Annotated in this window: 25 protein-coding genes and 1 pseudogene; 17 read left to right on the top strand and 9 right to left on the bottom strand. The window is 59.8% G+C overall.

All coding sequences use genetic code 11. From position 1 onward, the window contains the following. Nucleotides 1-66: 66 nt before the first annotated feature. The 6 genes from aroK to BST95_RS03895 all read right to left on the bottom strand — a co-directional run bounded on the left by aroK (nt 67) and on the right by BST95_RS03895 (nt 5,541). Nucleotides 67-582 carry a shikimate kinase AroK gene (aroK, locus tag BST95_RS03920; RefSeq protein WP_082850170.1) on the bottom strand — a complete coding sequence of 172 codons (516 nt, stop codon included), beginning with the start codon at nt 580-582 and terminating at the stop codon, nt 67-69. Continuing rightward, nucleotides 582-2,483: a type IV pilus secretin PilQ gene (locus BST95_RS03915; RefSeq protein WP_338073403.1), complete on the bottom strand. Its 1,902-nt coding sequence runs from the start codon at nt 2,481-2,483 to the stop codon at nt 582-584. The genes aroK and BST95_RS03915 overlap by 1 nt, the downstream gene beginning before the upstream one ends. 270 nt (nt 2,484-2,753) lie before the next feature. Further along, nucleotides 2,754-3,284: a pilus assembly protein PilP gene (locus BST95_RS03910; protein ID WP_084198242.1), complete on the bottom strand. Its 531-nt coding sequence runs from the start codon at nt 3,282-3,284 to the stop codon at nt 2,754-2,756. Between the two features lie 3 nt (nt 3,285-3,287). After that, entirely contained in the window at nt 3,288-3,905 is a 618-nt protein-coding gene (locus BST95_RS03905) for a type IV pilus inner membrane component PilO (protein ID WP_084198241.1), read from the bottom strand. A 2-nt stretch (nt 3,906-3,907) separates the two neighbouring features. After that, nucleotides 3,908-4,477, bottom strand: coding sequence for a PilN domain-containing protein (locus BST95_RS03900; RefSeq protein ID WP_084198240.1), 570 nt, complete (start codon nt 4,475-4,477; stop codon nt 3,908-3,910). Then, on the bottom strand, nt 4,477-5,541 hold the full coding sequence (locus tag BST95_RS03895; RefSeq protein WP_066057213.1) for a pilus assembly protein PilM: 1,065 nt from the start codon (nt 5,539-5,541) through the stop codon (nt 4,477-4,479). Before BST95_RS03895 ends, BST95_RS03900 begins: the two co-directional genes overlap by 1 nt. A 175-nt stretch (nt 5,542-5,716) precedes the next feature. Here BST95_RS03895 and BST95_RS03890 point away from each other — a divergent pair, with 175 nt between their 5' ends. Next, nucleotides 5,717-8,230, top strand: coding sequence for a penicillin-binding protein 1A (locus BST95_RS03890; RefSeq protein WP_084198239.1), 2,514 nt, complete (start codon nt 5,717-5,719; stop codon nt 8,228-8,230). Between the two features lie 13 nt (nt 8,231-8,243). Here BST95_RS03890 and BST95_RS03885 read toward each other — a convergent pair whose 3' ends face one another. The 3 genes from BST95_RS03885 to rpmE form a co-directional block, all read right to left on the bottom strand. Then, the gene (locus BST95_RS03885; RefSeq protein ID WP_084198238.1) at nt 8,244-9,494 is read right to left on the bottom strand and encodes a malic enzyme-like NAD(P)-binding protein; all 1,251 of its coding nucleotides are present in this window, start codon (nt 9,492-9,494) and stop codon (nt 8,244-8,246) included. A 70-nt stretch (nt 9,495-9,564) separates the two neighbouring features. Continuing rightward, nucleotides 9,565-10,398: a thermonuclease family protein gene (locus tag BST95_RS03880; RefSeq protein ID WP_169843844.1), complete on the bottom strand. Its 834-nt coding sequence runs from the start codon at nt 10,396-10,398 to the stop codon at nt 9,565-9,567. A gap of 10 nt (nt 10,399-10,408) precedes the next feature. Then, nucleotides 10,409-10,627 (bottom strand): 50S ribosomal protein L31, encoded by a 219-nt coding sequence (gene rpmE / locus BST95_RS03875; RefSeq protein WP_084198236.1) that lies wholly within the window; start codon nt 10,625-10,627, stop codon nt 10,409-10,411. A 205-nt stretch (nt 10,628-10,832) separates the two neighbouring features. Between rpmE and BST95_RS03870 the strand changes: the two genes are divergently transcribed. The 16 genes and pseudogenes from BST95_RS03870 (at nt 10,833) to BST95_RS03800 (ending at nt 26,087) form a co-directional block, all read left to right on the top strand. Further along, on the top strand, nt 10,833-13,022 hold the full coding sequence (locus BST95_RS03870; RefSeq protein ID WP_084198235.1) for a primosomal protein N': 2,190 nt from the start codon (nt 10,833-10,835) through the stop codon (nt 13,020-13,022). 100 nt (nt 13,023-13,122) lie between these two features. Then, nucleotides 13,123-14,807 (top strand): annotated as a pseudogene (gene argS / locus BST95_RS03865) (arginine--tRNA ligase). Between the two features lie 3 nt (nt 14,808-14,810). Continuing rightward, complete coding sequence (locus BST95_RS19920) at nt 14,811-14,954, top strand: hypothetical protein (protein WP_169843843.1); 144 nt, start codon at nt 14,811-14,813, stop codon at nt 14,952-14,954. Further along, a complete protein-coding gene (locus BST95_RS03860) occupies nt 14,945-15,391 on the top strand; it encodes an SPOR domain-containing protein (RefSeq protein WP_240500260.1) in 447 nt (148 codons plus the stop codon). Before BST95_RS19920 ends, BST95_RS03860 begins: the two co-directional genes overlap by 10 nt. A gap of 93 nt (nt 15,392-15,484) precedes the next feature. Further along, nucleotides 15,485-16,042, top strand: coding sequence for an ATP-dependent protease subunit HslV (hslV, locus tag BST95_RS03855; protein ID WP_084198233.1), 558 nt, complete (start codon nt 15,485-15,487; stop codon nt 16,040-16,042). Nucleotides 16,043-16,045: 3 nt separating this feature from the next. Next, nucleotides 16,046-17,368 carry an ATP-dependent protease ATPase subunit HslU gene (gene hslU / locus BST95_RS03850; protein WP_084198232.1) on the top strand — a complete coding sequence of 441 codons (1,323 nt, stop codon included), beginning with the start codon at nt 16,046-16,048 and terminating at the stop codon, nt 17,366-17,368. Between the two features lie 2 nt (nt 17,369-17,370). After that, nucleotides 17,371-17,760 carry a gamma-butyrobetaine hydroxylase family protein gene (locus BST95_RS03845; protein ID WP_084198231.1) on the top strand — a complete coding sequence of 130 codons (390 nt, stop codon included), beginning with the start codon at nt 17,371-17,373 and terminating at the stop codon, nt 17,758-17,760. 57 nt (nt 17,761-17,817) lie between these two features. Next, the gene (gene ubiE / locus BST95_RS03840) at nt 17,818-18,567 is read left to right on the top strand and encodes a bifunctional demethylmenaquinone methyltransferase/2-methoxy-6-polyprenyl-1,4-benzoquinol methylase UbiE (protein WP_084198230.1); all 750 of its coding nucleotides are present in this window, start codon (nt 17,818-17,820) and stop codon (nt 18,565-18,567) included. 1 nt (nt 18,568) lies between these two features. Next, nucleotides 18,569-19,219 carry a ubiquinone biosynthesis accessory factor UbiJ gene (locus BST95_RS03835; RefSeq protein ID WP_084198229.1) on the top strand — a complete coding sequence of 217 codons (651 nt, stop codon included), beginning with the start codon at nt 18,569-18,571 and terminating at the stop codon, nt 19,217-19,219. 1 nt (nt 19,220) lies between these two features. After that, nucleotides 19,221-20,864 carry a ubiquinone biosynthesis regulatory protein kinase UbiB gene (gene ubiB, locus BST95_RS03830; protein WP_084198228.1) on the top strand — a complete coding sequence of 548 codons (1,644 nt, stop codon included), beginning with the start codon at nt 19,221-19,223 and terminating at the stop codon, nt 20,862-20,864. 137 nt (nt 20,865-21,001) lie between these two features. After that, entirely contained in the window at nt 21,002-21,340 is a 339-nt protein-coding gene (locus BST95_RS03825; protein ID WP_084198227.1) for a phosphoribosyl-ATP diphosphatase, read from the top strand. A 22-nt stretch (nt 21,341-21,362) separates the two neighbouring features. After that, a complete protein-coding gene (gene tatA / locus BST95_RS03820) occupies nt 21,363-21,563 on the top strand; it encodes a twin-arginine translocase TatA/TatE family subunit (protein WP_084198226.1) in 201 nt (66 codons plus the stop codon). A 6-nt stretch (nt 21,564-21,569) separates the two neighbouring features. Then, nucleotides 21,570-21,875, top strand: coding sequence for a Sec-independent protein translocase protein TatB (tatB, locus tag BST95_RS03815; protein WP_084198225.1), 306 nt, complete (start codon nt 21,570-21,572; stop codon nt 21,873-21,875). Further along, complete coding sequence (tatC, locus tag BST95_RS03810) at nt 21,872-22,624, top strand: twin-arginine translocase subunit TatC (protein WP_066057165.1); 753 nt, start codon at nt 21,872-21,874, stop codon at nt 22,622-22,624. Before tatB ends, tatC begins: the two co-directional genes overlap by 4 nt. Nucleotides 22,625-22,683: 59 nt before the next feature. Further along, nucleotides 22,684-24,330, top strand: a complete 1,647-nt coding sequence (locus BST95_RS03805; protein ID WP_229801742.1) for a mechanosensitive ion channel family protein — start codon at nt 22,684-22,686, stop codon at nt 24,328-24,330. After that, nucleotides 24,327-26,087 (top strand): ABC transporter transmembrane domain-containing protein, encoded by a 1,761-nt coding sequence (locus BST95_RS03800; protein ID WP_084198224.1) that lies wholly within the window; start codon nt 24,327-24,329, stop codon nt 26,085-26,087. Before BST95_RS03805 ends, BST95_RS03800 begins: the two co-directional genes overlap by 4 nt. Nucleotides 26,088-26,491 lie beyond the last annotated feature (404 nt).

The raw sequence follows: 26,491 nt of genomic DNA, 5'->3' as shown, positions 1-26,491 counted from the left end.
ATCAAGGACACGGCAAAACCTCAATTGAAAATCGGGGGAGCATGATAAGCCCCGGAGCGCCACTGCCTAGTTGCCAGCCAGCTGCTTGACCAGGCGCTGGGCAACCGTGCGAGGACTGCAACCGTCGGTTTCAATGACATGATCGGCGATTTCCCGGTAAAACGGATCGCGAATGGCAAACAGGTCGCGCAGTACCTGCTCCGGATCACCGGTTTGCAGCAACGGGCGCTTGCGGTCCTTGCGCGTCCTGCGCACCTGCTCATCGAGTGAGGCATAGAGATAGATGACATAGCCGCGGGCACCCAGCGCCCGACGGTTTTCAGGCCGCATGACCACGCCACCGCCAGTGGCCAACACCACATCGTCCCAAAGAGTCATTTCCTCCACCACCTGCTGCTCGCGATCGCGAAAGCCTTCCTCACCTTCCACGTCAAAAATCCACGGGATATCAGCGCCGGTACGCGCTTCAATCTCGGTATCGGTGTCGGCAAACTGGAGCTTGAGGTGGTCGGCGAGGTACTTGCCAATGGTGGACTTGCCGGCCCCCATGGGGCCGACAAGGAAAACGCGATTGAGGGGCATTAGTCGAGCAGAGTGTCCGCGAGAATCTTCGGCGTGATGAAGATCAGGGTCTCTGTCTTGGTCTTGGAAATCGAGGTGCTGCGGAAGAACGCGCCCACGTAGGGAATGTCTCCAAAGAACGGCACCTTGTTCACGGATTCCAGATCTTCGGTCTTGAAGACACCGCCGAGCACAACCGTCTCGCCATTGCCTACCAGCACCTGGCTGTTCAGTTCCGTTGTATCAATCGAGGGGATAAAACCGCCGCGACCGGAGGGCACGAGCTCGCCCACGGAATCCTGCTTGATCACCAGGTCGAGCATGATGCGATCGTCCGGGGTAATACTTGGGGTCACATCCAGCTCCAGTACCGCTTCCTTAAAGGAAGTCGATGTCGCACCGGAGGCAGAAGCTTCCTGGTAGGGAATCTCGGTACCCGACTTGATATTGGCCTGCTGCTTGTCGCCGGTAATAACCTTCGGCTGGGAGACCACTTCACCTTCACCGGCCGCTTCCAGGGCTGACAGCTCCGCTGTCAGGAACAGGTCGTCACTGGTGAAGCCCACCGCAAAGCCACTGGTACTGGCCACACCCAGGTCAACCAGCAGGGCACCCGGGTAGGACACACTAGGCGTCGTACCGTTGATGATGGACTGGTTGAGCGCAGCCACGTTGGCCGTATCACCGGAGATCGAGCCAATATTGCCATTCAGGTCAGGCTCGATGTAGCCGCCGCCCCACTCAATACCCAGGTTATGGGTCAGGTCGGACTGGGCGATCACAATACGGGACTCAATCATGACCTGGCGTACCGGGATATCGACCAGCTCAATCAGGTCGCGAATCTCCTGCATCTTGTTGGCAGTATCGGTAATGATCAGTGAGTTGGTACGCGCATCGACAACCACCGAGCCGCGAGACGAGATCAGGCTGCCGCCTTCTTCGGAGCCGGCCTGGAACAACTTGGTAACGTCACTGGCCTTGGCGTAACGGATGCGGACAAACTCGGACACGAGCGGTGCAAGTTCGGCGATCTGCTTATTCGCTTCAATCTCCTGGCGCTCGCGCTCGGCGATCTCAGCCGCCGGAGCCACCATGAGTACATTGCCGATCATGCGCTTATCCAGGCCCTTGGTCTTCAGCACCAGCTCCAGTGCCTGGTCCCAGGGCACATTCTGCAGACGCAGGGTAATACGACCGCGCACCGTGTCACTGGCCACCAGGTTCATTTCCGTGAAGTCGGCAATCAACTGCAGTACCGCGCGCACTTCAATATCCTGGAAGTTCAGGGAGATCCGGTCGCCCACATAGGCGAACTCGTTGCGACGCTCCTCAACCTCTTTCAGGGTCAGGGGCTTCACACTCAGCACATACTCGTTGTTCGTCTGGTAGGCCAGGTAATCGAAATCACCGGCCGTCTTCAGTGTCAGCGTCGCGCCGCGCTCAGTGGTATTGACGTCCACACTCTGCACCGGTGTAGCAAAGTCGGTCACATCAAAGCGGCGCATCAGTCGTTCGGGCACATTGGTGTCGACAAACTGCAGCTTGATATCGCCCGCCTCGCTGAACACGTTCACGTCCACCGAAGGGTCGGTCAGCGCCAGGGTCAGACGGCCCTCGCCGTCAGCCGTACGCTGGAATTGCAAATCGCTGATTTCTGAGTCCACATCAGCCACCGGGGTCACCTCAGTGGGCAATCGATTCGGATCGGAGGCAGGCTTGAGATAATCGTCGCCGTCCTGGCCAACCACCAGGTACATGCTGTTGCCCTCAACACGCGTCTCGTAGGGCACCAGCTTGACCAGGTTCACCACCATGCGGGTGCGATCGCCGGACTCCAGCACCACCACACCCGTGGCATTACCATAGGGCAGGGAGTAGCGCTTGCGCTCCAGCTTAGAGCTCGCGCCGGGGAAATCCATGGCGATACGCGCCGGCTTCTCAATGGTGTAAGCCTTGGCCTCGGGGGCGGCTCATTGAAATCCAGTCGCACCTCAAATTTGCTGCCCGGGCGCGAGCTGAACTCGATGTCCTGAATAATCGGCTCCGCCTGGACGGCCATCGCAAACGCGCCTAATACGACGCCTGCGACCGGTCGCAACCATTTCCCTGTTGTCATTCTTCCTTTGCCCACGGCCTTTGTCCCCAGAATTTGTTTTTTAATTGACATGGCAGTCACCCATGGCCCCGGCTTAAATGCCGGATAACTTAATTGATCGCGGCCGTTCTACCCAGCCGTCTGCACTGCCGTCACTCACGATCTCGACCACGGCCACATAGGTGTCGGTGGTTTCCACGATCTTGCCGTGATGACGTCCCAGATAATTACCAATAGACACGCGATGCACCCCGCCCTGCGGGTCGCGAATCAAAACCCAGTTGGCTTCGCGCCCATCCAGGGTGCCCACCATACGCAGTGAGTCGAAGGTAAATTGTTCCAGGAATTCCTTGGCCCGGTTTTCATCAGGCTTGATCGCACTCACAGCCTGCAGCTGGGCAATGTCCCGCACTTCCACAGGCCGCTCAAACGGGCTGCGCAGTGTGGTTGCACTGTAACCAAACGCCTCGTAGGCCTTGAACGTCGGGATGGGCTCAATCACGCCACCGGGACGCGCCCGCTTCTGCGCCATAAAGGCATCCAGATCGGAGAAATCGGGCCCGCTACAGCCGGCGAGCACCAGCGGCAGGGCAATAAATGCAGCGTATCGTTTCAGGGATTTCATAGCTTAGGCCCCCCCGTCACGATAGCGATAAGTCTTGGCGGTAATGCTCATACTGAGATTATCGGCGTTACCTTGCTTGGGAATACTGATATTGAAATCGTGCAACGTGACGATACGCGGCAATGCCGCCAGCCCGCTCACAAATGCCCCGAGGTCATGGTAAGAACCAGAGGCGTGGATGGCGATCGGCAGCTCGACGTAGAACTCGCGAGCACGCTCAGCCTTCAGGTCAATACTGTGAATGGCCAGGCCATTCAGCAGTCCCTTATTGGTGATATCTTCGAGCAAACCCGGAACTTCGGTGTCGCTGGGCAGCTGGCTGACCAGGGCACCGAACGTCTCTTCCATCTCGGCAAGCTGTTTGCGATAGGCATCGAGATTAGCAGCCTGAAACGCTTTCTTCTCAAAGTCCTTCTTCAGCGTCTGCTCTTTCTTCTCTTCCTTGACCAGTCGCTTCTGCAAATCCTCGATGTGATAGTAATAACCGCCAGCGATAACCGCGGCGAGCACTACCACCCAGACGATAAATTTAACCGCGAAGGGCCAACTGCCGATATTCTCGAAATCGAGATCGTTAATATCAAATTCGTTCAGGGAACGCATGGTATCCTGGATCGCCATGATTACTGCTCCCCTTCGGTATTGTCAGTTTTGGGAGGCTGCACCACGACCGTCAGATTAAAACGGTTAGCTTGATCGCCATACTGGGTTGCCGCTTGCACCTTGTCCAGGTTTGGCTTGGTCAGCCAGTCTGAGCCGTCGAGGCGGCGCATAAGGCTGGACACCCGGTTATTCGATTCAGCGAAGCCATTAATCGCGATCCGCGATCCCTTGGAGTTCAGGTTGGTGTAGAAAACGCCGTCTGGCACAGTGCGCACGATCTGATCAAGTACCCGCACAATCAGTGGTCGAGTACCCTGCAACTCCTGAATAACGCGCATGCGGTCAATCAACTCGTTGCGACGTTTCTGCAACTCACGGATTTCAGCCACCTGCTTATCCAACTCCTTGATATTTTTAGTCAGATAAGCATTGCGCGCTTTCTGGTTATCGATCTGGTTATTCACCACCCGATCAGCCAGCAACACCACACCGGCTCCAAACAGGGCCACCAATGCCAACGTCACCAGAAAATCGCGCTTGAGTTCAGCGCGGCGCTCGTCGCGCCACGGGAGTAAGTTAATCTTCGCCATCAGTCAAAACTCCGCAGGGCAAGGCCGCAGGCAATCATCATGGCCGGCGCATCGCTGCTCAGGGCCACGGCGTTTACCTTGGACGAAATTGACATGTCAGCGAAAGGATTCGCCACCTGGGTGGGCGTGCCGAGTTTTTCCTGGACCAATTCGGGCAGCCCCTCCATGGAGGAGACCCCGCCGGCGAGGATAATGTAGTCCACGTCGTTGTACTGACTGGACGAGAAGAAAAACTGCAGGGATCGGGCCACCTGCTGAACGACCGCGTCTTTGAAAGGCTCGAGCACTTCAGGCTCGTAATCGTCGGGCAAACCGCCCTGCTTCTTGGCAAGACCCGCTTCTTCAAGGGGCAGGCCGTAGCGGCGCATGATTTCATCAGTCAGCTGCTTGCCGCCAAAAAGCTGTTCGCGGGTGTAGATGGTCTGGCCACCGTGCAAGACACTGAGCGTGGTCATGGTGGCACCGATATCGACCACCGCCACCGTGGCGTCGCCATCCAGATCGAGCTGGCTGCTGATTAACGAGTAAGCCCGCTCCATCGCATAGGCTTCCACATCGACAATTTTGGCGGTGACGTCCGCGCCGTCAAGGGCGTCTACCCTGGCATCGATCGTCTCACGACGACAGGCCGCCAGCAAGACTTCCACCTGACCGGGGTGCTCGGGCGAATCGCCCTGCACCTCGAAGTCGATCGCCACCTCTTCCAGGGGGTAGGGGATGTACTGGTCGGCCTCCAGCGTCAGCTGGGTCTCCATGTCATCCTCACTAAGCCCCTGGGGCATATCGATCATCTTGGTGATGACCGACGACCCGGAGACGGCGGCAGCCGCAATTTTGAGTTTGGTTCTGGACTGGGCAACAACGTTGCGCACGGCGTTGGCTACGCCGTCAACGTCATTGACATTCTTCTCGATGACCGCGTCCTGCGGTAGCGAACTTACCGCGTAGCTTTCTACACGGTAGCGATTCCCTGAGTAGCTCAACTCAAGCAACTTGACCGTTGTCGAGCTGATATCAAGCCCCAGAACCGGCGTCGCCTTTCTTTTCCCTATTAGACCAAGCAACTTTTTTCCCTATCAGTATCACTAACTTAGGATGTTTTTATACACCGATACATTAATTGGTAGTTATAACATCGTCGGAATTATATCCAAACCAAAAAAAGGCCTATAATTACCAAATGAATGCCCTCCCCTGCGTACAAAAATATAACAAGCCCCTGTTTTGTAAAGAGATTAAATGAGCTTTCTCCACTTTCTTCTGAGAATGACCCTTCTCGGCGCCTTTGGCGGGCTCTGGGGGCTTGCCGGCATCTATTTATACCTGAGCCCCAACCTGCCTGACGTTGAAACGCTGCGCGATGTCAAACTGCAGACCCCGATGCGGGTTTACACCCGCGAAGGCGACCTGATCGGCCAGTTCGGCGAACAAAAGCGCAGTCCGCTACCTTTTGACGACATTCCCGACCAGTTCGTCAAGGCACTTCTCGCTGCGGAAGACGACAACTTCTTCCGCCACCAGGGCATCGATCTCATGGGTCTGGGGCGGGCAGTATCGGAACTAGTGCTCACCGGCCAGAAGGGCTCAGGCGGCAGTACCCTGACCATGCAGGTCGCGCGCAACTACTTCCTCTCCCTGGAGAGGACGTTTATGCGCAAATTCAACGAAATCCTGCTGGCGATCGAGATTGAGCGAGCCCTGAATAAAGAAGAGATATTCGAGCTTTACTTCAACCGGGTCTTCCTGGGGCATCGGGCCTACGGTTTCGAGGCGGCCTCCAGGGTTTACTACGGCAAGGGCATCGACGAACTGAGTCTGGCCCAACATGCCATGCTGGCGGGCATTCCCAAGGCGCCGTCGCGGAACAACCCCGTGAGCGGCCCCACCGCGGGCAAAGAGCGGCGCGACTGGATTCTGGGGCGCATGCTCACCCTCGGCTACATCGACCAGTCCCAGTTCGATACCGCCAGCAGCGAGATCGACAGCGCCACGCTGCACGGCGCCCAGTTGAGCTTTACTGCCCACTACGCCGCCGAGATGGCCCGTCAGGAGATGCTCGACCGCTATGGTATGGACGCCTACAACGATGGCTACCATGTTTACACCACCATCAGCAGCGAGCTGCAGCAGACGGCACGCAGCGCCCTAATTAACGGCCTGGTCACCTACGATGAACGCCACGGTTATCGCGGCCCGGAACAGCGCTTCCCACTTCCCAAGGAGGCGGAGGTCGATGCCACTGAATACTGGCTCAATGCGCTGGCAGATATCCCTGTCATCGCCTGGCAGACACCGGCCATTATCACCGAGGTCCTCGATGACAAAGTGAGCCTGCTATTCCGGGATGGCTCCCTGGGCGAGCTGTTCTGGGAAAACGGCATGTCAGACGCGCGCCCCTATCTCACCGAAGATCGGCGCGGCTCCAAACCCGAGAATCCCGCCGAACTGTTTACCCCCGGCGACCTGATTCGAGTGGTAGAAGGCGAATTGCCCGAGCCGCCGACAGAGGAAGCAGACCCTGAAGCCGGCGACACAGACACACCCCCAGCACCACTCCAGCCACCCTGGCAACTGACACAGGTGCCCGCCGCCCAGGCTGCGCTCGTCGCCCTGGCACCAGATAACGGCGCCATCCTGAGTATTGTTGGCGGTATGGGCTTTGAGCTGAGCAAATTCAACCGTGCCACCCAGGCCCAGCGTCAGCCAGGCTCCAACTTCAAGCCCTTCCTCTACGGTGCCGCAATGGAAGCAGGCTTTACCGCTGCCAGCATCATCAACGACGCACCGGTGGTTCTGGAAGACAGCTCACTGGAAGATATCTGGCGCCCGGAAAACGATGGCGGCGTTTTTCACGGACCGACCCGCTTGCGCTGGGCCCTGACCAAATCCCGCAATCTGGTGTCGATTCGCCTGCTGCAACAACTGGGCGTGCGCGAGCTGATTGCGGCGGTCGATCGCTACGGGTTCGAGACCTCCGATTTTTCCCCCGACCTGTCGCTGGCGCTGGGCACCCACGCCATGAGCCCGCTGGAGGTGGCCACTGGCTATGCCATGCTTGCCAATGGCGGTTATCAGGTAGAACCCTTCCTGATTGATCGCATCGATGATTTCCACGGCGAAACCGTCTTCAAGGCACAGCCGTTGACGGTGTGCCGGGACTGCGACCAGCCTGAATCAACGGAAGCATCCTTGGAGGAACTGAGCATGGAGCAAATCCTGGCACAGGAATCCGCGCCGGCTGACCGGGCGCCGATCGCCCCGCGGGTGATGGAAGAGAGGGTCAATTTCATCCTCAACAGCATTCTCGAGGACGTGATTACCCGGGGCACCGGCCGCAGGGCCCTGGTGCTGAAACGGGGCGACATCGCCGGTAAGACCGGCACAACCAATGGCCCCATGGACGCCTGGTTCTCAGGCTACAACCAGGATGTGGCCACGACGACATGGGTAGGTTTCGACAACTACACCCCCCTCGGACGCCGCGAATTTGGCGGTACCGCCGCGCTGCCCATCTGGATTGATTACATGCGCCTGGCGCTAGCAAACAGTGAAGACCGGGAGCGCCGACTACCGCCGGGTATCGTCAACGTGAAAATCGACCCGGAAACGGGCCTGCTGGCAGGGTCGCGAAACCCCAAAGCAATCTTTGAGTACTTCCGTCAGGAGCATGTCCCTGCCAGCAGCGGCAAGGACGGCGACAGCCTGAGCCCCGGGAGTCAGGGCACGGACGATCTGGTACAGGATATTTTCTGACCCCGAACCTGGATCAGAGCGTGGGCGCGTAGTCCTCCGGCAGCGCCACCCGGGCCACGCCCGACTCAATCGCTGCCCGCGCCACCGCCGGCGCAAGGCGCCCCAGCAAACGACTGTCCATGGGCTTGGGTATGATGTACTCAGGCCCGAACGCCAGTGATTCCACGCCACAGGCATCGAGCACAGCCTGCTCAACCGGTTCCCTGGCAAGGTCGCACAGCGCCTGTACCGCTGCCACCTTCATCTCTTCATTAATGGCGCTGGCACGCACATCCAACGCGCCGCGGAAAATAAAGGGGAAGCCCAGCACATTGTTGACCTGGTTAGGGTAGTCCGACCGGCCGGTGGCAATAATCAGATCATCCCGGGTCGCCAGTGCCAGCTCCGGCTTAATCTCCGGGTCGGGGTTGGAACAGGCAAAGACCACCGGGCGGTCCGCCATGGACAGCAGCATTTCCGGGCTGAGCAGATCAGCTCCGGACAGGCCGATAAAGACGTCTGCACCACTGATGGCATCTGACAGGCTGCGCTTGTCGGTGCGATTGGCGAACTCCTGCTTGTAGGTGTTCACCCCTTCGCGGCCTTCATAAATCACACCGCGGCGGTCCAGCATATAAATGTTTTCCCGGCGCGCACCGAGGCTGATCAGCAAGCGCATGCAGGCAATCGCTGCGGCACCGGCACCGAGGCAGGTTACTACGGCGTCTTCAATCCGCTTGCCTTGAATTTCCAGCGCGCTCACGAGCCCGGCCGCGGTCACAATCGCGGTACCGTGCTGATCATCGTGAAATACCGGAATATCGCAGCGCTCAATCAGCGCAGACTCAATCTCAAAACACTCGGGTGCCTTGATGTCTTCCAGGTTAATGCCGCCAAAGGTCGTGGCAATACGGGCAACCGTATCGATAAATTCGCCCGCATCTTCGGTTTCAACTTCAATATCGATGGAGTTAATGCCCGCAAAACGTTTGAACAGCAGCGCCTTGCCTTCCATCACCGGCTTGCTGGCCAGTGCGCCCAGATTGCCCAGGCCCAATACAGCGGTACCGTTGCTGATCACCGCCACAAGATTGCCCTTGCCGGTATAGCGATAGGCGTTCTCGACATCGGCGGCGATTTCACGGCAGGGCTCAGCGACACCGGGTGAATACGCAAGTGAGAGGTCTCGCTGGGTTTCGGCGGGGGTGGTCAATTCCACACTGATTTTGCCCGGCGTTGGCAGCGCATGGTAATCCAACGCATCTTGCATCAGCTCTTCTGACATGGAGTATCCCCGAAAAAAAGGAGTGAGAGAATAATGAAAAGCGGCTACTGCCACAAGGTGATAATTTACGCTACGAAGGATTCATTTCCAGCATCTCGGGATGACCGAGGGTGAGCATCCACCAACCACCGTCTCTGGGCACCAGCCAGCCGCGCACTTCGACTTCCCGACCCTCCAGACGCCTCAGCTCAGACCGCTTAAACGCCGCCTGGTTCGGTTCAGCTATCTTGACCCCCAACTTGCCCCCCAGCTGCACCCACCAGCCGTTATCCTTGAAGGACACCCGGGTCACCACATCGCGGACCCGCTTGAATCCACCGTCGCCAGGGCCGAGATCGGCCATGCGCACCGGCGCATAGAAAGGCTCACCCCACACACCCCGCCGGGCAGCGCGCGCCCCTGACTCCGCAACTGCCAGACAATCGGCGTAGGCAGTATTGGGAGCGATGGCAACGTGAAAGCCCATGCCCTGGGCAAGCAACTGGGCCGACAGGCTATTGCCCTGGGCATCGAAGGTATAGGCGAGCAGCCGCCCATGGCGGTCCCGTGCTTGGGCAGCATCGGCCAACCAAACCTCGCCACTACGGGTCAGGTCCTGCAAGGTACGCCGGGCTTCTTCAGCGAATGGCTCATCGGCAGCGCCATCTCGACCCCGCTCAGGTGTGTTCACCCCCACCAGCCGAACACGCTCACCACCGCGCAACCGTAGCGTGTCGCCATCGTAGACATGTTCTACCGCGGCTTTGCGCAGGGTCGCGGGATCTGCGGCGCACTGCGCGACCGCTGTCGAGGCGCTGCCTGCGGGGCTCCCGGCGCCATCGCAAGCACTGACGGCCAGACATAAAAAAAGCGCCAGACTCGCGGTGGGTCGGCGCTTTTTCTGCTCTGCGACGAAGCGCAGCACGTTTTGACGCTTAACTTTTCTTGGTGCCGCGGCTGCCAAAACGTTTCTTGAAGCGGTCTACACGGCCGCCGGAATCAACAATCTTCTGCTTACCTGTGAAGAACGGGTGGCACTTCGAGCACACGTCGATGTGCAGGTCCTGGCACAGGGTAGAGCGAGTTTCGATCTTGTTACCGCAGCTGCAGGTAGCAGTCACGGTTTCGTACTTGGGATGTAGTTCAGCTTGCATTGTATAGCTCCTTAATGATGCCGCCACCCGATCCCTGTCGGGCACCGCATCCGGTTGCTGGAGAAAAAGAGGCGCGCATATTACCAGACCCTGCCCGATTAGCAAGTACTCAATATTGGCCGTTTTCGCGCCATTGAGGTCGCCTTTGGCGGGGCACGCAACCGGTTGTTACACTGGCGTTTTGACCCCAGGACGACCCCCAACCGTGACCATACTGCGTCTGGCCCTGCCAACGCCCCTGCGCGCGCTGTTCGACTACCTGCCGCCGGCAGGCAGCCAATCGGCGCAGCTGCGCCCGGGGCAACGGCTCAGCGTTCCCTTTGGCCACCGCGAGCTCTGCGGCGTGCTGGTGGAAGTCATGGCAGATCCTCAATCCACCGATTTCGAGCTCAAGCAAGCCAGCGAGCTGCTGGATCCGGAACCACTGCTACCGAAGACCCTCCAGAAACTCTGCCAGTGGGCCGCCGACTACTATCAGCACCCGATCGGCGAAGTCCTGGCGGCGGCGTTCCCCACCCGCCTGCGCAAAGGCAACCCGCACCGCGGCCTGACTATTCCCGGCTGGCAATTAACCACCCAGGGCAAGGGCCTGGGCGAGGGCGCACTGGGGCGCTCGCCGCGTCAGGCAGAGGCGCTTGCGGCCCTGCGCCAGCAAGGCCCCACCAGCGGCCAGCAATTGGCCGCCGCAGGCATCAAACGCCCGGCGTTGAAATCCCTGCAGGACAAAGGGCTAGCAGAACCCTGCGAGATATCTCCCGCCCACTGCCACGCCAGCGCTCGACCGGGCCTGGCGCTCAACAACGAACAGGCGCAGGCGCTACAGGCACTGATAGCAACCTCAGAGGGGTTCAGCTGCCATCTGCTCGAGGGCGTCACCGGGTCGGGCAAAACCGAGGTTTATCTGCAGCTGATTGCCCACTGCCTGGCCCAGGGCAAGCAAGCCCTGGTCCTGATTCCGGAAATTGGGCTCACGCCTCAGACCCTGGCGCGGTTTGAGCAGCGCTTTGATACCGATATCGCCGTATTGCACTCGGGCCTCGGCGAGGTCCAGCGCGAGCGGGCCTGGGAGGCCGCGCGCACCGGTATCGCACGGATTGTCATTGGCACGCGCTCTGCGGTGTTGACCCCCATGGTCGATCCCGGCCTGATCGTGGTCGACGAGGAACACGACAGCTCTTTCAAGCAGCAGGACGGTTTCCGCTATTCTGCCAGGGATGTGGCGGTAAAGCGCGGCCAGCTCGAGCGCTGCCAGGTCTTGTTGGGCAGTGCCACGCCCTCATTGGAGACCCTGCACAATGCGCTGCAGGGCCGCTATCAGCACCACCGCCTCACCGAGCGAGCCGGTAGCGGCGAGCTCCCCCAACTCACCGTTCTGGATGTACGCCGTCAGCCGCTCCAGGCCGGCCTGTCGGAAGCCCTGGTCAAGGCCGTGGGGGATACACTGGCCCGGGGCGAACAGTCCCTTCTGTTTCTCAATCGGCGCGGCTTTGCTCCGACCGTGCAGTGCCACGACTGCGGCTGGATCGCCGACTGCAACCACTGCGACGCACGCCTGACGCTGCATCGCCGCCAGCGCCGTCTGCGCTGCCATCACTGCGGTCACAGCGAGCCACTGCCGGGTAGCTGCCCACAGTGCCGCAGTGAGCAATTACTTACCCAGGGAGTGGGCACAGAACAAGCAGAAGAGTTTCTAAGGCAACGATTCCCGGACACCGCCCTGTATCGCGTCGACAGCGATTCCATGCAGGGCCGGGAGGCCATGCAGGCGCTGGTCGATCAGGTTAATGAAGGCCAGCCTTGCATATTGCTGGGCACCCAGATGCTTACCAAGGGCCACCATTTCCCCGCGGTCTCCCTGGTGGGCGTCATCGACATGGATGCGCTGTTATTCAGCGGCGATTTTCGCGGTGAAGAACGCGCTGCCCAACTGCTGACCCAGGTGGCCGGACGCGCCGGACGCGCTGACACCGGTGGCCAGGTACTGATCCAGACCCACCACCCTGAGCATCCGTGCCTGCAGGGCACCCTGAGCCAGACCTATCACGAGCAAGCACTGGCCATGCTGGCGGAGCGCTTAGAGCGCAACCTGCCACCGACGGGCAACCTCGCCCTGCTGCGCAGCGACTGCACCGACGCCCGCCAGGGCGAACACTTCCTGCAGACACTGCGTCACAACGCCCAGCGTCAGATGCCCGCCGGCGTGGCCCTGATTGGCCCGCTACCCGCCCCCATGCAGCGCCGGGCCGGTCGGTTCCGGGCCCAGTTGCTGATTCACGGCGGCGAGCGAGCCCAGGTTCACCGGGCCGCGCGGCTACTGGTCAGTATCGCCCAGCGCCAGAAAGTGGCCCGCAATCTCAGTTGGTCGGTCGACATCGACCCCCAGGACATGTTCTAAGACCGCCTGTGTCTGGCCTTCGGCGCCGCGAGCGGCGATAATACGCCCATTGCGCCAATCGCGGCGCCAGAACCAATACACGCAGGTAATCTCCCCCGCAATGAAGGAACAAATCTCCCAGCTGATTGAACAGGCGCTGGCGGCACTGGTCGAGCAGCAACAGCTCCCGGCCGACACCACCCCTCGCATCCAGATTGATCGCACCAAAGACAAAAGCCACGGTGACCTGGCCAGTAATATTGCGCTGACCCTGGCCAAGGCCGCCGGCATGAAGCCCAGGGATCTGGCCACGCTGATCTGTGAGGCTCTGCCTGTCTCCGATATTCTCGATCGCACTGAGATTGCCGGCCCGGCTTTATCAATTTTTTCCTGTCCCAGGGCAGCAGCCGCGCGGTCGTCCGCCAGGTGCTCGAACAGGGCGAGGCCTTTGGCCGCAATAACACCGGCGAGGGCCGCAGGGTGCAGGTGGAATTTGTGTCCGCCAATCCCACCGGCCCTCTGCACGTCGGTCACGGCCGCGGCGCAGCAGTCGGCGACAGTATTTGCCGACTACTGGCCGCCACGGGCTGGGACGTAGCCAGCGAGTTTTACTACAACGACGCCGGCGCCCAGATCGACAACCTGGCCCGCTCGGTCCAGGCGCGCTGCCAGGGCCTGAGCCCGGAGAGCCCCGAGTGGCCCGAAGACGGATATCGCGGCGACTATATTGTTGACGTGGCCAAGGCATATCTTGCGGGCGAAACCGTTGATGCGGCCGACAAACATGTCACCGGCGCGACCGACCCCGCCGATACGGAAGCAATCCGCCAGTTTGCTGTGGCTTATTTGCGCCGCGAACAGGATCTCGACCTCAAGGCATTCGCCGTCAATTTTGACCTGTATTTCCTCGAGTCCTCACTGTACGAATCCGGCGCAGTGGAAGAGACCGTCGCCCGCCTTATCGACCAGGGCCACACCTACGAAGACGGTGGCGCGCTGTGGCTACGCACAACGGATTTTGGCGACGACAAAGATCGGGTGATGCGCAAAACCGATGGCGGCTATACCTACTTCCTGCCGGACGTTGCCTACCACCTGAACAAGTGGCAGCGCGGTTTCGAACGGGTCATCAATGAACAGGGCGCCGACCATCACAGCACCGTAACCCGCGTGCGCGCCGGCCTGCAGGCCCTGGACAAGGGCATTCCGGCCGGGTGGCCCGACTACGTACTGCACCAGATGGTGACCGTGATGCGCGACGGCGAGGAAGTCAAAATTTCCAAACGGGCCGGCAGTTATGTCACCCTGCGCGACCTGATCGACGAAGTGGGCCGCGACGCCACACGCTATTTCCTGGTGGCCCGCGGGCCCAGCTCACAACTCACGTTCGATATTGACCTGGCACTGTCGCAGAGCAACGACAACCCGGTGTACTACATCCAGTACGCCCACGCCCGTGTCTGCTCCATCATGCGCAAGCTCGCCGAAGAAGGCGGCAGCTGGGACCGGGAAGCGGCACTCGCCGACCTCGACCAGTTACAGGAAGAACACGAAACGGCCCTGCTGCGTCGCCTCGACCGCTACCCGGAAGTGGTCGCCAACGCGGCCCGTGACAGCGAACCACATACCGTAGCCAATTATCTCAAGGACCTGGCGGGCGATTTCCACGCCTGGTACAACGCCCACAAGACCCTGGTTGAAGATACCCAGGTGCGCAACGCGCGCCTGGCCCTGAGCGAAGCAGTGCGTCAGGTGATTGCCAATGGCCTGGATCTGCTGGGCGTATCGGCACCGGAGAGCATGTAAAACATGGCCCAGGATTTCGCCAAGAAAAAAGGCAGCACCCGCAAAAAGGCCCCCGCGCGCAAGAAGCAACCCGCCCAGAAATCCGGGGCGGGTTCGTCAGCGGCCTCAAGTGGTATGGCGCAGGCCTGCTCTCTGGCATGTTCCTGAGCCTGCTGTTCTACCTGGGCACCTTGCCACCAACTGGGTCAACCGGGCCGGCGTCCACTGCGGAACCCACCGCTGGCACCGACAGCCAGGAGCCGCCCAAGCCGCGTTTCGACTTTTACACCATGTTGCCCGAGCAGAGCATGGAAGAGGACCTGCCGGCACCAGAGCCTGCCAAGCCGGTGACCGAGACAACCAGCCCCTCCGAATACTACCTGCTCCAGGCCGGCTCCTTCCGCCAGCGTGAAGACGCCGACCGGCGCCGGGCAGAGCTGCTATTACTCGGCCTCGAGCCCAATGTCCGCGAGAGTAACGGCGACAATGGGCGCTGGTTCCGGGTTTATCTCGGCCCCTTCGACACACGCTCCAAGATGTCCAAGGCTCGCAGCCTCACCGCTGCACAAAACATCGACACTCTGGTGCTCAAGCGCAGCAGCTGAGCCTAGGCGTATCCCGCCATTCAAATGACTCTCGCGCCTTGAACTGGGCGCAGTTCACCCCCATATCCAGCTGACCACAGCAGGAGATTCACCGTGAAACAACCAGACGGCACAACTATTCTTTCGGTACGCCGCGGCGGTAAAGTCGTCATTGGCGGCGATGGCCAGGTTACCCTTGGCAATACCGTGATGAAGGGCAATGCCCGCAAAGTGCGCCGACTCTATAAAGACCAGGTCATCGCCGGATTCGCCGGCGGCACCGCCGACGCATTCACCCTGTTTGAGTTGTTTGAAGCGCAGCTCGAGAAACACCAAGGCCACCTGGTACGGGCGGCTGTCGAACTGGCCAAGGCCTGGCGCACAGAGCGCTCTCTGCGCCAACTGGAAGCACTGCTGGCAGTCGCCGACAAGGAAACATCGCTCATTATCACCGGCAATGGCGACGTCATCGAACCCGAGGACAACCTCATTGCCATCGGCTCGGGCGGTCCGTTCGCCCAGTCAGCCGCCCGTGCGCTACTCGACAACACCGAGCTCGAGGCCCGGGAAATCGTGGAAAAAGCGCTGGCGATTGCCGGCGACATCTGTATTTACACCAATCACAACCGCACCGTCGAAGAGCTCGACTGCGGCGATTCCAACCAGGCGTAACCCATGTCCAATATGACCCCCCGGGAAATTGTCTCGGAACTCGATCAACACATTATCGGCCAGGATGAGGCCAAACGGGCAGTGGCCATTGCCCTGCGCAACCGCTGGCGCCGCATGCAGCTGCCGGAAGAGCTGCGGGCAGAAATCACCCCCAAGAATATTCTGATGATCGGCCCCACCGGTGTTGGCAAAACCGAAATCGCTCGCCGCCTGGCCAAGCTGGCCAACGCGCCCTTTGTCAAAGTCGAAGCCACCAAGTTTACCGAGGTGGGCTACGTGGGCCGCGACGTGGAATCCATCGTTCGCGACCTGGTGGACGTCTCCATCAAGATGTTGCGGGAGCAGGAAATGACCCGGGTACGGTTCCGCGCCGAAGAAGCCGCCGAGGAACGCATTCTCGATATCCTCCTGCCACCCGCCAGGGACAAGGAAGGCAGCACCGGGGAAACTGCCCGGCAGTTACTGCGTAAAAAGCTGCGCGAGGGCGATCTGGATGAGAAAGAAATCGAAGTAAACGTCAATACTCCGTCCATGGGCATGGAAATCATGGCGCCTCCCGGCATGGAAGAGATGACCAACCAGCTGCAGAGCATGTTCTCCAATATGTCCAAGGGCCAGAGCAAAACTCAGAGGATGCCGGTGAAAGCCGCCTTTGCCGCCCTGTGCGACGAGGAAGCGGCCAAAATGGTTAACGAGGACGAGCTCAAGCAAAAGGCTGTTGATGCAGCCGAACAGAACGGCATCGTATTCATCGATGAGCTCGACAAGGTCGCCAAGCGCAGCGAAGGCGCCGGCGCAGATGTCTCTCGCGAGGGCGTCCAGCGCGATCTGCTGCCGCTGATCGAAGGCTCAACCGTCAGCACCAAGCACGGCATGATTAAAACAGATCACATCCTGTTCATTGCCTCGGGCGCTTTCCATCTGGCCAAACCATCGGACCTGATTCCCGAACTTCAGGGTCGCCTGCCAATACGCGTGGAACTGAACGCACTGACACCTGAGGACTTCGAACGCATCCTCACCGAACCCAGCGCCTCGCTGACCGAGCAGTATCAGGCACTCCTGCAAACTGAAGGCATGCACATTGAGTTCACCGCGGACGGCCTGCGCCAGATTGCCGAGACAGCCTGGCATGTCAATGAGAAGACCGAAAACATCGGCGCAAGACGCCTGCATACCGTTATGGAGCGCCTACTCGACGAAGCATCGTTTGGCGCGGCGGATGCCGGCTTGTCAGGCGAACCGCTGATCATCGACGCGCAGTACGTCAGCGACAAACTCGAAGTTCTGAGCGCCGACGAAGATTTGTCGCGCTTTATCCTCTAAACATGAACGACGCGACGCGCCCTGAGGGCATTCAACTGCACACCCGCTCCCGGGAACTGGAACTTTCCTACCCCGGGGGTGAAAGCTTTCGCCTGAGTTGTGAGTTCCTGCGGGTAATGTCGCCCTCTGCCGAAGTAAAAGGCCACGGCCCCGGCCAGGAAGTGTTGCAGGTCGGCAAGCTCAATGTGGCCATTACGGCTATCCGCCCGGTCGGCAACTACGCGCTCCAACTGGTCTTCGATGACGGTCACGACAGCGGTCTCTACTCCTGGGATTACCTGCACACACTGTGCCGCGATCGCGACCAGTTATGGCAGACCTACCTGGACGAGTTGAGTGAGGCCGGCGCCAGCCGCGACCCCGATGTACAGGTGGTCAAGCTCGAACTCTAGTGACCACTGACGGCGCCGGTGCTATCGAGGTACAATGCCCGGCCCTCAGGAGGATTCATGAGCGAGAAACAGAAAACCCACTTCGGCTACCGCGAAGTCGACACCGATGCCAAGGCCGGCATGGTGGCAAACGTATTCCACTCCGTGGCGTCGCGCTACGATTTGATGAACGACCTGATGTCAGGTGGCGTTCACCGTATCTGGAAACGCTTCACCATCGAGTTATCCGGGGTGCGCAAAGGCCACAGCGTGCTGGACATTGCTGGCGGTACCGGCGACCTGGCGGCGAAATTTTCCCGCATTGTTGGCGACGAAGGCCGCGTGGTACTGGCCGACATCAACGACTCCATGCTCAAAGTAGGTCGCGACAAACTGCTGGATACCGGCCACCAGGGCAATATCGAATTTGTCCAGGCAGACGCACAGTTCCTACCCTTCCCGGACGACAGCTTCGACTGCATTACCATTGCCTTTGGCCTGCGCAACGTGACCGCCAAGGAAACCGCCCTGCGCTCCATGCTGCGAGTCCTCAAGCCCGGCGGACGCCTGCTGGTACTGGAATTCTCCAAGCCGGACAACGAACTGCTCAGCAAGGCCTATGACACCTATTCATTCCGGGTACTGCCGCTCATGGGCAAACTGGTCGCCGGAGATTCCGACAGCTACCAGTACCTGGCCGAATCAATCCGCATGCACCCAGACCAGGACACGCTCAAGGACATGATGGAAGACGCCGGTTTCGCCAAGGTCGAATACCACAATATGACGGGGGGCATCGTCGCCCTGCACAAGGGTATTAAGGCCTGAGATGACCGGGGAAATTAATCCCACGATTCACACAGCGAGCATGGCCGCGCTGGAAGCCGCAGCCAATCGGGCGCTCGCGCTCGCACCGGAGGCGGCGGCGACGCTTGCGCCACTGGAAGACGCTGTCTTTGCCTTGCACTGCACGGCGCCACTGGTCGACGTCTACCTGCAGCCGCGCGCCGGCGAACTGCAGTTTATGGGCATCTACGATGGCCCGGTCACCACCAGCATCACCGGCGAGGCCAGTGACTTTGCTGAACTGGCCACCTCCGCCGACCCGGCAGCCACGCTGATCAACAGCAAGCTCGAACTGCACGGCGACAGCGCCCCGCTCATTGCGCTGCAAACCGCACTCGCCAGCCTCGACCTGGACTGGGAAGCGCCCCTGGTAGATGCCATGGGCGATGTCGCCGGTCACCAGTTAGCCGAGCTGCTGCGCGCCGGATTTACCTGGGGAAAACAGGCCGGCACCAGCTTCGAACGCCAGCTGGGCGAATTTATTCACGAGGAAGCGCGGCTGGCACCACCACGACTTGAGCTGGAAGATTTTTATGGCGATGTACAGGAGCTCGCGCTCCAGGTAGAGCGTCTGGAATCTCGCATCGCGCGTGCTAAGCGCAAACTGGCAACCGCGGCCAGGGAGCGCAACTGACATGTCCCGCGTCCTGCGCCTGACCAAAATTATCCGCACGGTCGGACGCTATCGGCTCGACGAACTCATCGATACCGAGCGCCTGCCCCGGGCGCTGCGCTGGGGCCTGAAACTATCACCCTGGCGATTAACCCCCAGCCCGGCCATGTCGCGGGGAGAGCGCCTGCGCAAGGCCCTGGAAGAACTCGGCCCGGTATTTATCAAGTTCGGCCAGATGCTATCGACCCGTCGGGATTTACTCCCGGAAGATATTGCCGATGAACTGGCGCGCCTTCAGGACAATGTGCCGCCCTTCCCCCAGGAGCAGTCCCTGGCCATTATCGAATCCGCACTGGGACGCTCCATCGATACGCTTTACGCAAGCTTCGAAGCGGCCCCAATGGCCTCCGCCTCCGTCGCCCAGGTACACGCGGCCACCTTGCACAGCGGCGAAGAGGTAGTGGTCAAGGTGGTCCGCCCCGATATTGAGCCGGTGATTCGCCAGGACATTGCGCTGTTGTATACCCTGGCCCGGCTCGTTGAACGCCATGTCCCGGATGGTCGCAGGCTTCGGCCGGTAGAGGTGGTCAACGACTATGAACTGGTCATTCTCGATGAACTCGACCTCGGACGCGAGGCCGCCAATGCCTCCCAGCTTAGGCGCAATTTCGAGGGCAGCAACCTGGTTTATGTGCCGAAGGTTTACTGGGATTACAGCTGTCGTGACGTCTTCACTATGGAGCGCATCTCGGGCATTCCTGTCACTGACATGGCCGCACTGCGCGAGCGCGGCGTCGACCTGAAAGTGCTGGCCGAGCGCGGCGTCGAGATATTCTTCACCCAGGTGCTGCGCGACAGCTTTTTCCACGCCGACATGCACCCGGGAAACATTTTCGTTGACGCTACCGACCCGGCCAATCCCAGCTACATCGCCGTGGACTGTGCCATTATCGGTGCGCTGTCGGAGTCAGATCAGTACTACCTCGCTCGCAATCTACTGGCCATTTTCCGCCGCGATTACCACGAAGTGGCCCAGTTGCACGTGGAGTGCGGTTGGGTACCGCCACACACCCGGGTACAGGATTTCGAATCCGCCATGCGCGCGGTATGTGAACCCATCTTTGAGCGCCCGATCAGCGAAATTTCCTTCGGAGAACTACTGATTTACCTGTTCCGCACCGCCCGTCGCTTCGACATGGAAGTGCAACCTTCACTGGTACTGCTGCAGAAGACACTGCTGAATATCGAGGGGCTGGGCCGCCAGCTCTACCCCGAACTCAATCTGTGGGATACCGCCATGCCATTCCTCGAGGAATGGGTGGCACAGCGCTATTCCCCCCAGTCGGTCATCCGCCGACTGCAGCGCCACGCACCGTCCTGGCTGGAGCAACTCCCGCAGTTACCCGATGTCGTCATCGACAACCTGCAGCACACCCGGGAGCTCGAGCAACGCTTCGACGCACAGCAGCAACACGTTCAGCAAATTCAGCAGGCCGCCCACAAATCCGTCCAGCGCCAGCGCCGCTACATCGTTGCTGGCCTTGCCGCTGGCGCCGCCGCATTAATGGCTGTGCCAGGCGCCTGGACTCAGCTTCAGCAGGCCCCGCTGGCCACCTGGTTACTGGCGGCCCTGGGCCTGGCTCTGCTGTGGCCGCGGGAGTCGTGACAAAGCGCACCCTGTGCCATAATGTTGCACCGTCTCCGGAAGGGGTGACATCAGCCTCCGGAAATTCGACGTGATACGAGAAACATGGACCGCTGCTAACGGCAAACACCAGCGGCAGCAAAGGTAGGAAAGCAGGCATGAGCGATGTACTGGCTGAATTGGCCACCACCCTGGAGCAACGCAAGAATGCCGCACCGGAAGAATCATACGTTTCCAGCCTGTACCACAAAGGCCTGAACAAGATTCTCGAAAAGGTGGGCGAAGAGGCCACCGAAGTCATTCTCGCGGCCAAGGACCTGGAAGCGGGTGGCAGCCGCAGCGAATTTGTCGGAGAAGTGGCCGACCTGTGGTTTCACAGCATGGTCGCCATGGCCCAGCTGGACGTCGATCACAGCGAAGTTATGGATTGCCTGGCACAACGATTCGGTATCTCAGGCCTGGACGAAAAGGCCGCGAGATCCGAGCAACAAGATTGACACAAGATAACGGGAGTTAGTCATGGGTTTAGGTGGTATCAGTGTATGGCAGTTGCTCATTATCCTCGCCATTCTAGTGATGTTGTTTGGCACCAAGCGCCTGCGGACGCTGGGTTCAGACCTGGGCAGTGCCGTCAAAGGCTTCCGCAGCAGCATGTCTGAGGACGACAAGGCGGACCCGCAGGAGCAGGCCGCGACCGAAGAAGAAGCCAAGGACAAGTAAGCCCCGATGTTCGACATCGGTTTTACCGAACTGGTCATCGTGGCCGTTGTCGGCCTGCTGGTGATCGGCCCCGAGCGGTTGCCGGGGGCTATCCGCACCGGCAGTGCCTGGCTGGCACGGATTAAACGTGGCTTCACCGACATCAAGCGTGAAGTCGAACAGGAACTGCACAACGACGCCGTCATGCAGGAGCTCAAGAAAACCCAGCAGCAACTGAGCGACGAGGCGACCAACATCAACGCTGACGTGCAGCGGGCAAGTCACGACCTGAACCCACTGGGCAGCGAAAAACCAACAGACAAAGCCGAATGAGCGAAGCGGATATCGACGACCAGCCCCTGCCGCTGGTAGCCCACCTTACCGAACTGCGCGACCGTATTCTTCGCGCGCTGCTGGCAGTACTCATAGTGTTTATCTGCCTGTTCCCCTTTGCCAACGAGATCTATGCCTTCGTGTCGGAGCCGCTGCGCGCGCTGCTGCCGGAAGGCGCAACCATGATTGCTACCGAAGTGGCATCGCCTTTTCTGACGCCGTTCAAGCTCACTCTGGTCACCGCCGTCTTTATCGCCATCCCCTACGTGCTCTACCAGATCTGGAGCTTTGTTGCGCCGGGCATGTACAAACATGAAAAGCGTTTCGCCATTCCCATGTTGGTGTCGAGCATTCTGCTCTTCTATGCAGGCGCGGCCTTTGCCTATTTCGTCGTGTTCCCCCTGATCTTCGCGTTTTTTACCAGCGTGGGGCCCGAGGGCATTACCATCATGACCGACATCAATAGCTACCTGAACTTTGTGCTCAAGCTGTTTTTCGCCTTCGGTATTGCCTTTGAGATTCCCATCGCCGCCGTCATCCTGATCTGGGCGGGCATTACCGACGCCGATAGCCTGGCCCGCAAACGGCCCTATATCATCGTCGGCTGCTTTATTTTCGGCATGCTGCTGACACCGCCAGATGTGATCTCCCAGTCACTGCTGGCAATCCCCATGTGGATTCTGTTTGAGTTCGGTGTGTTCTTTGGACGCTTTATCCAACAGCGCAATCAACAGCCGGACCCGACCTGACACAACACAAGCTCGCGCTTTGCGCTAACATGGGGCCTCAGGGAACAGGACCAAACCTCATGTGGAATATCAGCAAGTGCATGGCGATGCTCGCCATACTCATTTTCCCCGCCACACTCAGCTGGGCGCAGGGCGATGAGCCAGCGCCGGATGTCTCTGCTCGCGAGCTGATCGAGACCGCGCAGAAGTCTGAACAACTGGTAGAAGAGATCTCCTCGACCGACCCAAACGCCCTGGAAGATCAGGCCTCACCCCTCGCCGCCATGCTGGGCCTGCGCGAGGCCATGCGTAAACACGATTACGAAGCCGCGGGTAAATTCCTGGACCGCCGCTATATCGAGGACGAAATTGGCGATTTCACGGACGAGCAACTCCTGAGGGCACTCAGCTACGTCTGGAACCGCCAGAATATTCTCGACATCACCGCCATTAGCGACGCGCCGGAAGGCAAGCTCAACGACGGTCTGCCCAACTACCGCGACCAGATTGGCCTGGTGACCCTTAGCGATGAGGAGGTACCGATTTATCTCCAACGGGTACCGGACGGCAAAGGTGGTCGCATCTGGAAGCTGTCGAACGCGACCGTCGCCAAGATCCCCTTGATGTGGGACGAACTGGGCTTTAACGAAGCGGCCATCAAAGTGTCCAACTTCCTGCCCGAGTTCACTTTCATGGGAATGCAGAACTGGCAGGTCCTGGGCGCGGTGATCGCCTTTATACTCGCCTGGCCGGCCGCCGCCATCATCAGCTATGTACTGATGCGCATCGCACTGCTCATTCCCAACCGGTTCCCCCTGGGCATCAAGCGCTTCTTCAAGGGCTCCTTCCGGTTCTTCCTGTTTCTGCACCTGGTGCGCTATTTCATCGGCGAACTGGGCCTGTCGCTCACCGCACGCATTCTGATCGAATCCGCCGGCTTCGACTACATCGCCTGGACCGTGCTCATCATGGGGCTGCTGTCCCTCTTGCGCGACTACCAGATCCGCAAAATGCAGTATGCTGGCAATACCCACTACGTCGCCCTGCTCAAGCCCTTCACGACCATCGTCAAAGTTATGGTGGTCACCATTATTGCCCTGTACTGGGCCAAGCAGGCCGGCTATGACATGTCGACGATTCTCGCCGGCCTCGGCGTGGGCTCACTGGCAGTGGCCCTGGCAGCCCAGAAGACTCTCGAGAATGTGATTGGCGCAATCACCCTCTATACCGCCCGCCCGGTGAGCGCAGGAGATTTCTGCCGCTTCGGCGATGTCACTGGAACGGTAGAGGAAATCGGTTTGCGCTCTACCCTCATCCGCACCCTGGATCGCTCCATGGTGGTCATCCCCAACTCGGTATTCTCCTCGGTCGAAATCGAGAACTTCACCCAGCGTGATCGCATCCGCTTCTTCCGCCGTTACCAGATGATTCTGCCCTCGCGGGAACAGTTGGAGCACGTGCTCGAGGCCGTGCGGGAGATGATGAGCAAACACGAAAAGGTGCTGGCAGACACGGTCAGCGTGCGCTTTGAGAATATCCAGGCAGGCACAGCCATACTGCGCCTCGACGCCGGCGTAGACACGGTAATCTTCCAGGAGTTTCTCGTCGTGGCCGAAGAGCTCAACCTCGGCATCGTCGAAATCGGCGACGCATCCGGCGCCCGCTTCGACGGGCCGCGCCAGTTGATCGAGTTCGAACATCCCGAAGAGCAAGCCAGCGCCTCATGAATCGACCCAAGGGAGCCTTGAGCTCGCTGTTCCCCGTATTCCGACTGCTGTGGCCCTATAAAATTCGCCTGGTGGCCGCCAGCTTAGCGCTGTTGTTCACCGCCGGCGCGACACTCGCGCTGGGTCGCGGACTGCAGGTACTCATCGACGAGGGCATAGGTGGCGGCACCAGCGAGGACCTGCGAGCGGCGATTACCCTCATACTCACGATTGCCGTCGCCATTGCCGCGGGCACCTTCGTACGTTTCTACCTGGTGTCATGGCTTGGCGAGCGTGTCAGTGCCGACCTGCGCAAGGGGGTTTTCAATAATATCGTGCGCCTGCACCCGGGATACTTTGAAACCAATCGCTCCGGCGAAATCATGTCGCGCCTCACCACGGACACCACGCTGCTGCAGACCATTATCGGTTCCTCCTTCAGCATGGCGCTGCGCAGTGCCCTCACCACCTCGGGTGCGCTGGTGATGATGTTCATCACCAATCTCAAGCTCAGCCTATACATTGCCCTGGGCGTGCCGCTAGTACTCCTGCCCATTATTTTCTTTGGCCGACGAGTGCGACGCCTGTCAAACCAGAGTCAGGACAGTATCGCCAACGTGGGCAGCTACGCCGGCGAAGTCATTCAGCACATTCGCGTGGTACAGAGCTACACCCGCGAGCAGTTCGAAAGCGATGCCTTTGCCGGTGAGGTCGAAGACGCTTTCAAGGTTGCCCGGCGACGCATCCGCCAGCGCGCCCTGCTCATTGGCGGCGCCATCTTCATGCTGTTTGCGAGCATGTCTGCGATGATGTGGGAGGGCGGCCAGGATGTGATCAGCGGCCGCATGACCGGCGGTGAACTTGGCGCCTTCGTATTCTACGCGGTAATGGTCGGCTCGGGCTTTGGCACCCTCTCGGAAGTATGGGGTGAACTGCAGCGCGCCGCAGGCGCCGCAGAGCGGCTGGTAGAACTACTCAACACCCGCAGCCTGATTGCCGACCCGGGCGAGCAAGCTGTCCCGGACAACAATCGTCGGCCTGCGCTGACGCTCAACAATGTCTCTTTCAGCTACCCGACCCGCCCGGAAGTGTTGGCCCTCACGGACTTCAGCCTCGACATTCGCGCCGGCCAAAGCTTGGCGCTGGTGGGGCCATCCGGCGCCGGTAAATCGACGGTCATTGACTTACTGCAACGCTTCTACGACCCACAGCAGGGTCAGATCAGCCTGGACGGCAGAGACATCCGGGAACTGGGCCTGCAGCAATTGCGGTCCCATATAGCCCTGGTGCCCCAGCAACCGGCCCTGTTTACGGGCGATGTCCGCTACAACATTGCCTACGGCCGCCCCGACGCCAGTGACGAAGACATTTATGCCGCAGCCCGCGCCGCTCACGCCCACGAATTTATCAGCCAGTTACCCGAGGGCTACCAAAGTCACCTTGGCGAACAGGGCGTGCGCCTCTCGGGCGGCCAGCGCCAGCGCATCGCCATCGCCCGCGCCATTCTCAATGACCCGCAAATCCTGCTGCTGGACGAGGCCACCAGTGCTCTCGACACGGAAAGCGAGTACCAGGTGCAGAAGGCCCTTGAAGAGCTGATGCAGAACCGCACTACGGTCATCATCGCCCACCGGCTATCCACCATCCTCCATGCGGATCGGATTGCTGTGCTGGATCAGGGCAGGATTGTCGCTACTGGGCGACATGAGGAGTTGTTGGAATCCAGTGAGCTGTATGCACGGTTGGCCAGCTTGCAGTTTCGGGAGGCGACGGAGTAATTGTGATTCGCTGTGGGTTGGGTGAGGTCCGCTGCCGGGCGGCCTGCGAGCAGCTTACTCGTTTTGAGTTGGTTCAGGTGCAGGGCGGTCTGAGAACTGATAGCTTGGTTTGAATCCGCTGCAAGGCCATCCATGGCGCGCTTCGGCGTCCGCCATCCATGCCTGCCGACGATTTCAAACCAAACTATCAGCCCTCAGAGCTCGATTCACATCACCATCTCCAGAGCTTTTTTAGGCAGGAGGTATGAAGGGAGCAACCAAAGACAATGGCTCTGGTCTCCTACACCAAATTTGCGAATTAACCGCCGACAGTACGGTCATAGATCGCTCGCCAAGCGCTAACGCAACTCAAGTCACTGAGATGCCCAATACGGAGATTACGAACTATCGAGGTTTGGAGGCTG

It is taken from the genome of Halioglobus japonicus (genome assembly GCF_001983995.1).
Taxonomy (GTDB): Bacteria; Pseudomonadota; Gammaproteobacteria; order Pseudomonadales; family Halieaceae; genus Halioglobus; species Halioglobus japonicus.
The sequence above is the reverse complement of the archived record's forward strand: the minus strand, read 5'-3'. Positions and strand labels throughout refer to the sequence as shown.

Coding starts and splice junctions, on each gene's coding strand:
- tatA (WP_084198226.1), top strand. CDS start 21,363: ATGGGTTTAGGTGGTATCAGTGTATGGCAGTTGCTCATTATCCTCGCC.
- rpmE (WP_084198236.1), bottom strand. CDS start 10,627: ATGCAAGCTGAACTACATCCCAAGTACGAAACCGTGACTGCTACCTGC.
- BST95_RS19920 (WP_169843843.1), top strand. CDS start 14,811: ATGGCCCAGGATTTCGCCAAGAAAAAAGGCAGCACCCGCAAAAAGGCC.
- BST95_RS03890 (WP_084198239.1), top strand. CDS start 5,717: ATGAGCTTTCTCCACTTTCTTCTGAGAATGACCCTTCTCGGCGCCTTT.
- BST95_RS03885 (WP_084198238.1), bottom strand. CDS start 9,494: ATGTCAGAAGAGCTGATGCAAGATGCGTTGGATTACCATGCGCTGCCA.
- BST95_RS03905 (WP_084198241.1), bottom strand. CDS start 3,905: ATGGCGATCCAGGATACCATGCGTTCCCTGAACGAATTTGATATTAAC.
- ubiE (WP_084198230.1), top strand. CDS start 17,818: ATGAGCGAGAAACAGAAAACCCACTTCGGCTACCGCGAAGTCGACACC.
- BST95_RS03915 (WP_338073403.1), bottom strand. CDS start 2,483: ATGGATTTCCCCGGCGCGAGCTCTAAGCTGGAGCGCAAGCGCTACTCC.
- BST95_RS03800 (WP_084198224.1), top strand. CDS start 24,327: ATGAATCGACCCAAGGGAGCCTTGAGCTCGCTGTTCCCCGTATTCCGA.
- aroK (WP_082850170.1), bottom strand. CDS start 582: ATGCCCCTCAATCGCGTTTTCCTTGTCGGCCCCATGGGGGCCGGCAAG.
- BST95_RS03860 (WP_240500260.1), top strand. CDS start 14,945: ATGTTCCTGAGCCTGCTGTTCTACCTGGGCACCTTGCCACCAACTGGG.
- BST95_RS03825 (WP_084198227.1), top strand. CDS start 21,002: ATGAGCGATGTACTGGCTGAATTGGCCACCACCCTGGAGCAACGCAAG.
- BST95_RS03910 (WP_084198242.1), bottom strand. CDS start 3,284: ATGAAATCCCTGAAACGATACGCTGCATTTATTGCCCTGCCGCTGGTG.
- BST95_RS03805 (WP_229801742.1), top strand. CDS start 22,684: ATGTGGAATATCAGCAAGTGCATGGCGATGCTCGCCATACTCATTTTC.
- BST95_RS03845 (WP_084198231.1), top strand. CDS start 17,371: ATGAACGACGCGACGCGCCCTGAGGGCATTCAACTGCACACCCGCTCC.
- BST95_RS03900 (WP_084198240.1), bottom strand. CDS start 4,477: ATGGCGAAGATTAACTTACTCCCGTGGCGCGACGAGCGCCGCGCTGAA.
- ubiB (WP_084198228.1), top strand. CDS start 19,221: ATGTCCCGCGTCCTGCGCCTGACCAAAATTATCCGCACGGTCGGACGC.
- hslU (WP_084198232.1), top strand. CDS start 16,046: ATGTCCAATATGACCCCCCGGGAAATTGTCTCGGAACTCGATCAACAC.
- tatC (WP_066057165.1), top strand. CDS start 21,872: ATGAGCGAAGCGGATATCGACGACCAGCCCCTGCCGCTGGTAGCCCAC.
- tatB (WP_084198225.1), top strand. CDS start 21,570: ATGTTCGACATCGGTTTTACCGAACTGGTCATCGTGGCCGTTGTCGGC.
- BST95_RS03835 (WP_084198229.1), top strand. CDS start 18,569: ATGACCGGGGAAATTAATCCCACGATTCACACAGCGAGCATGGCCGCG.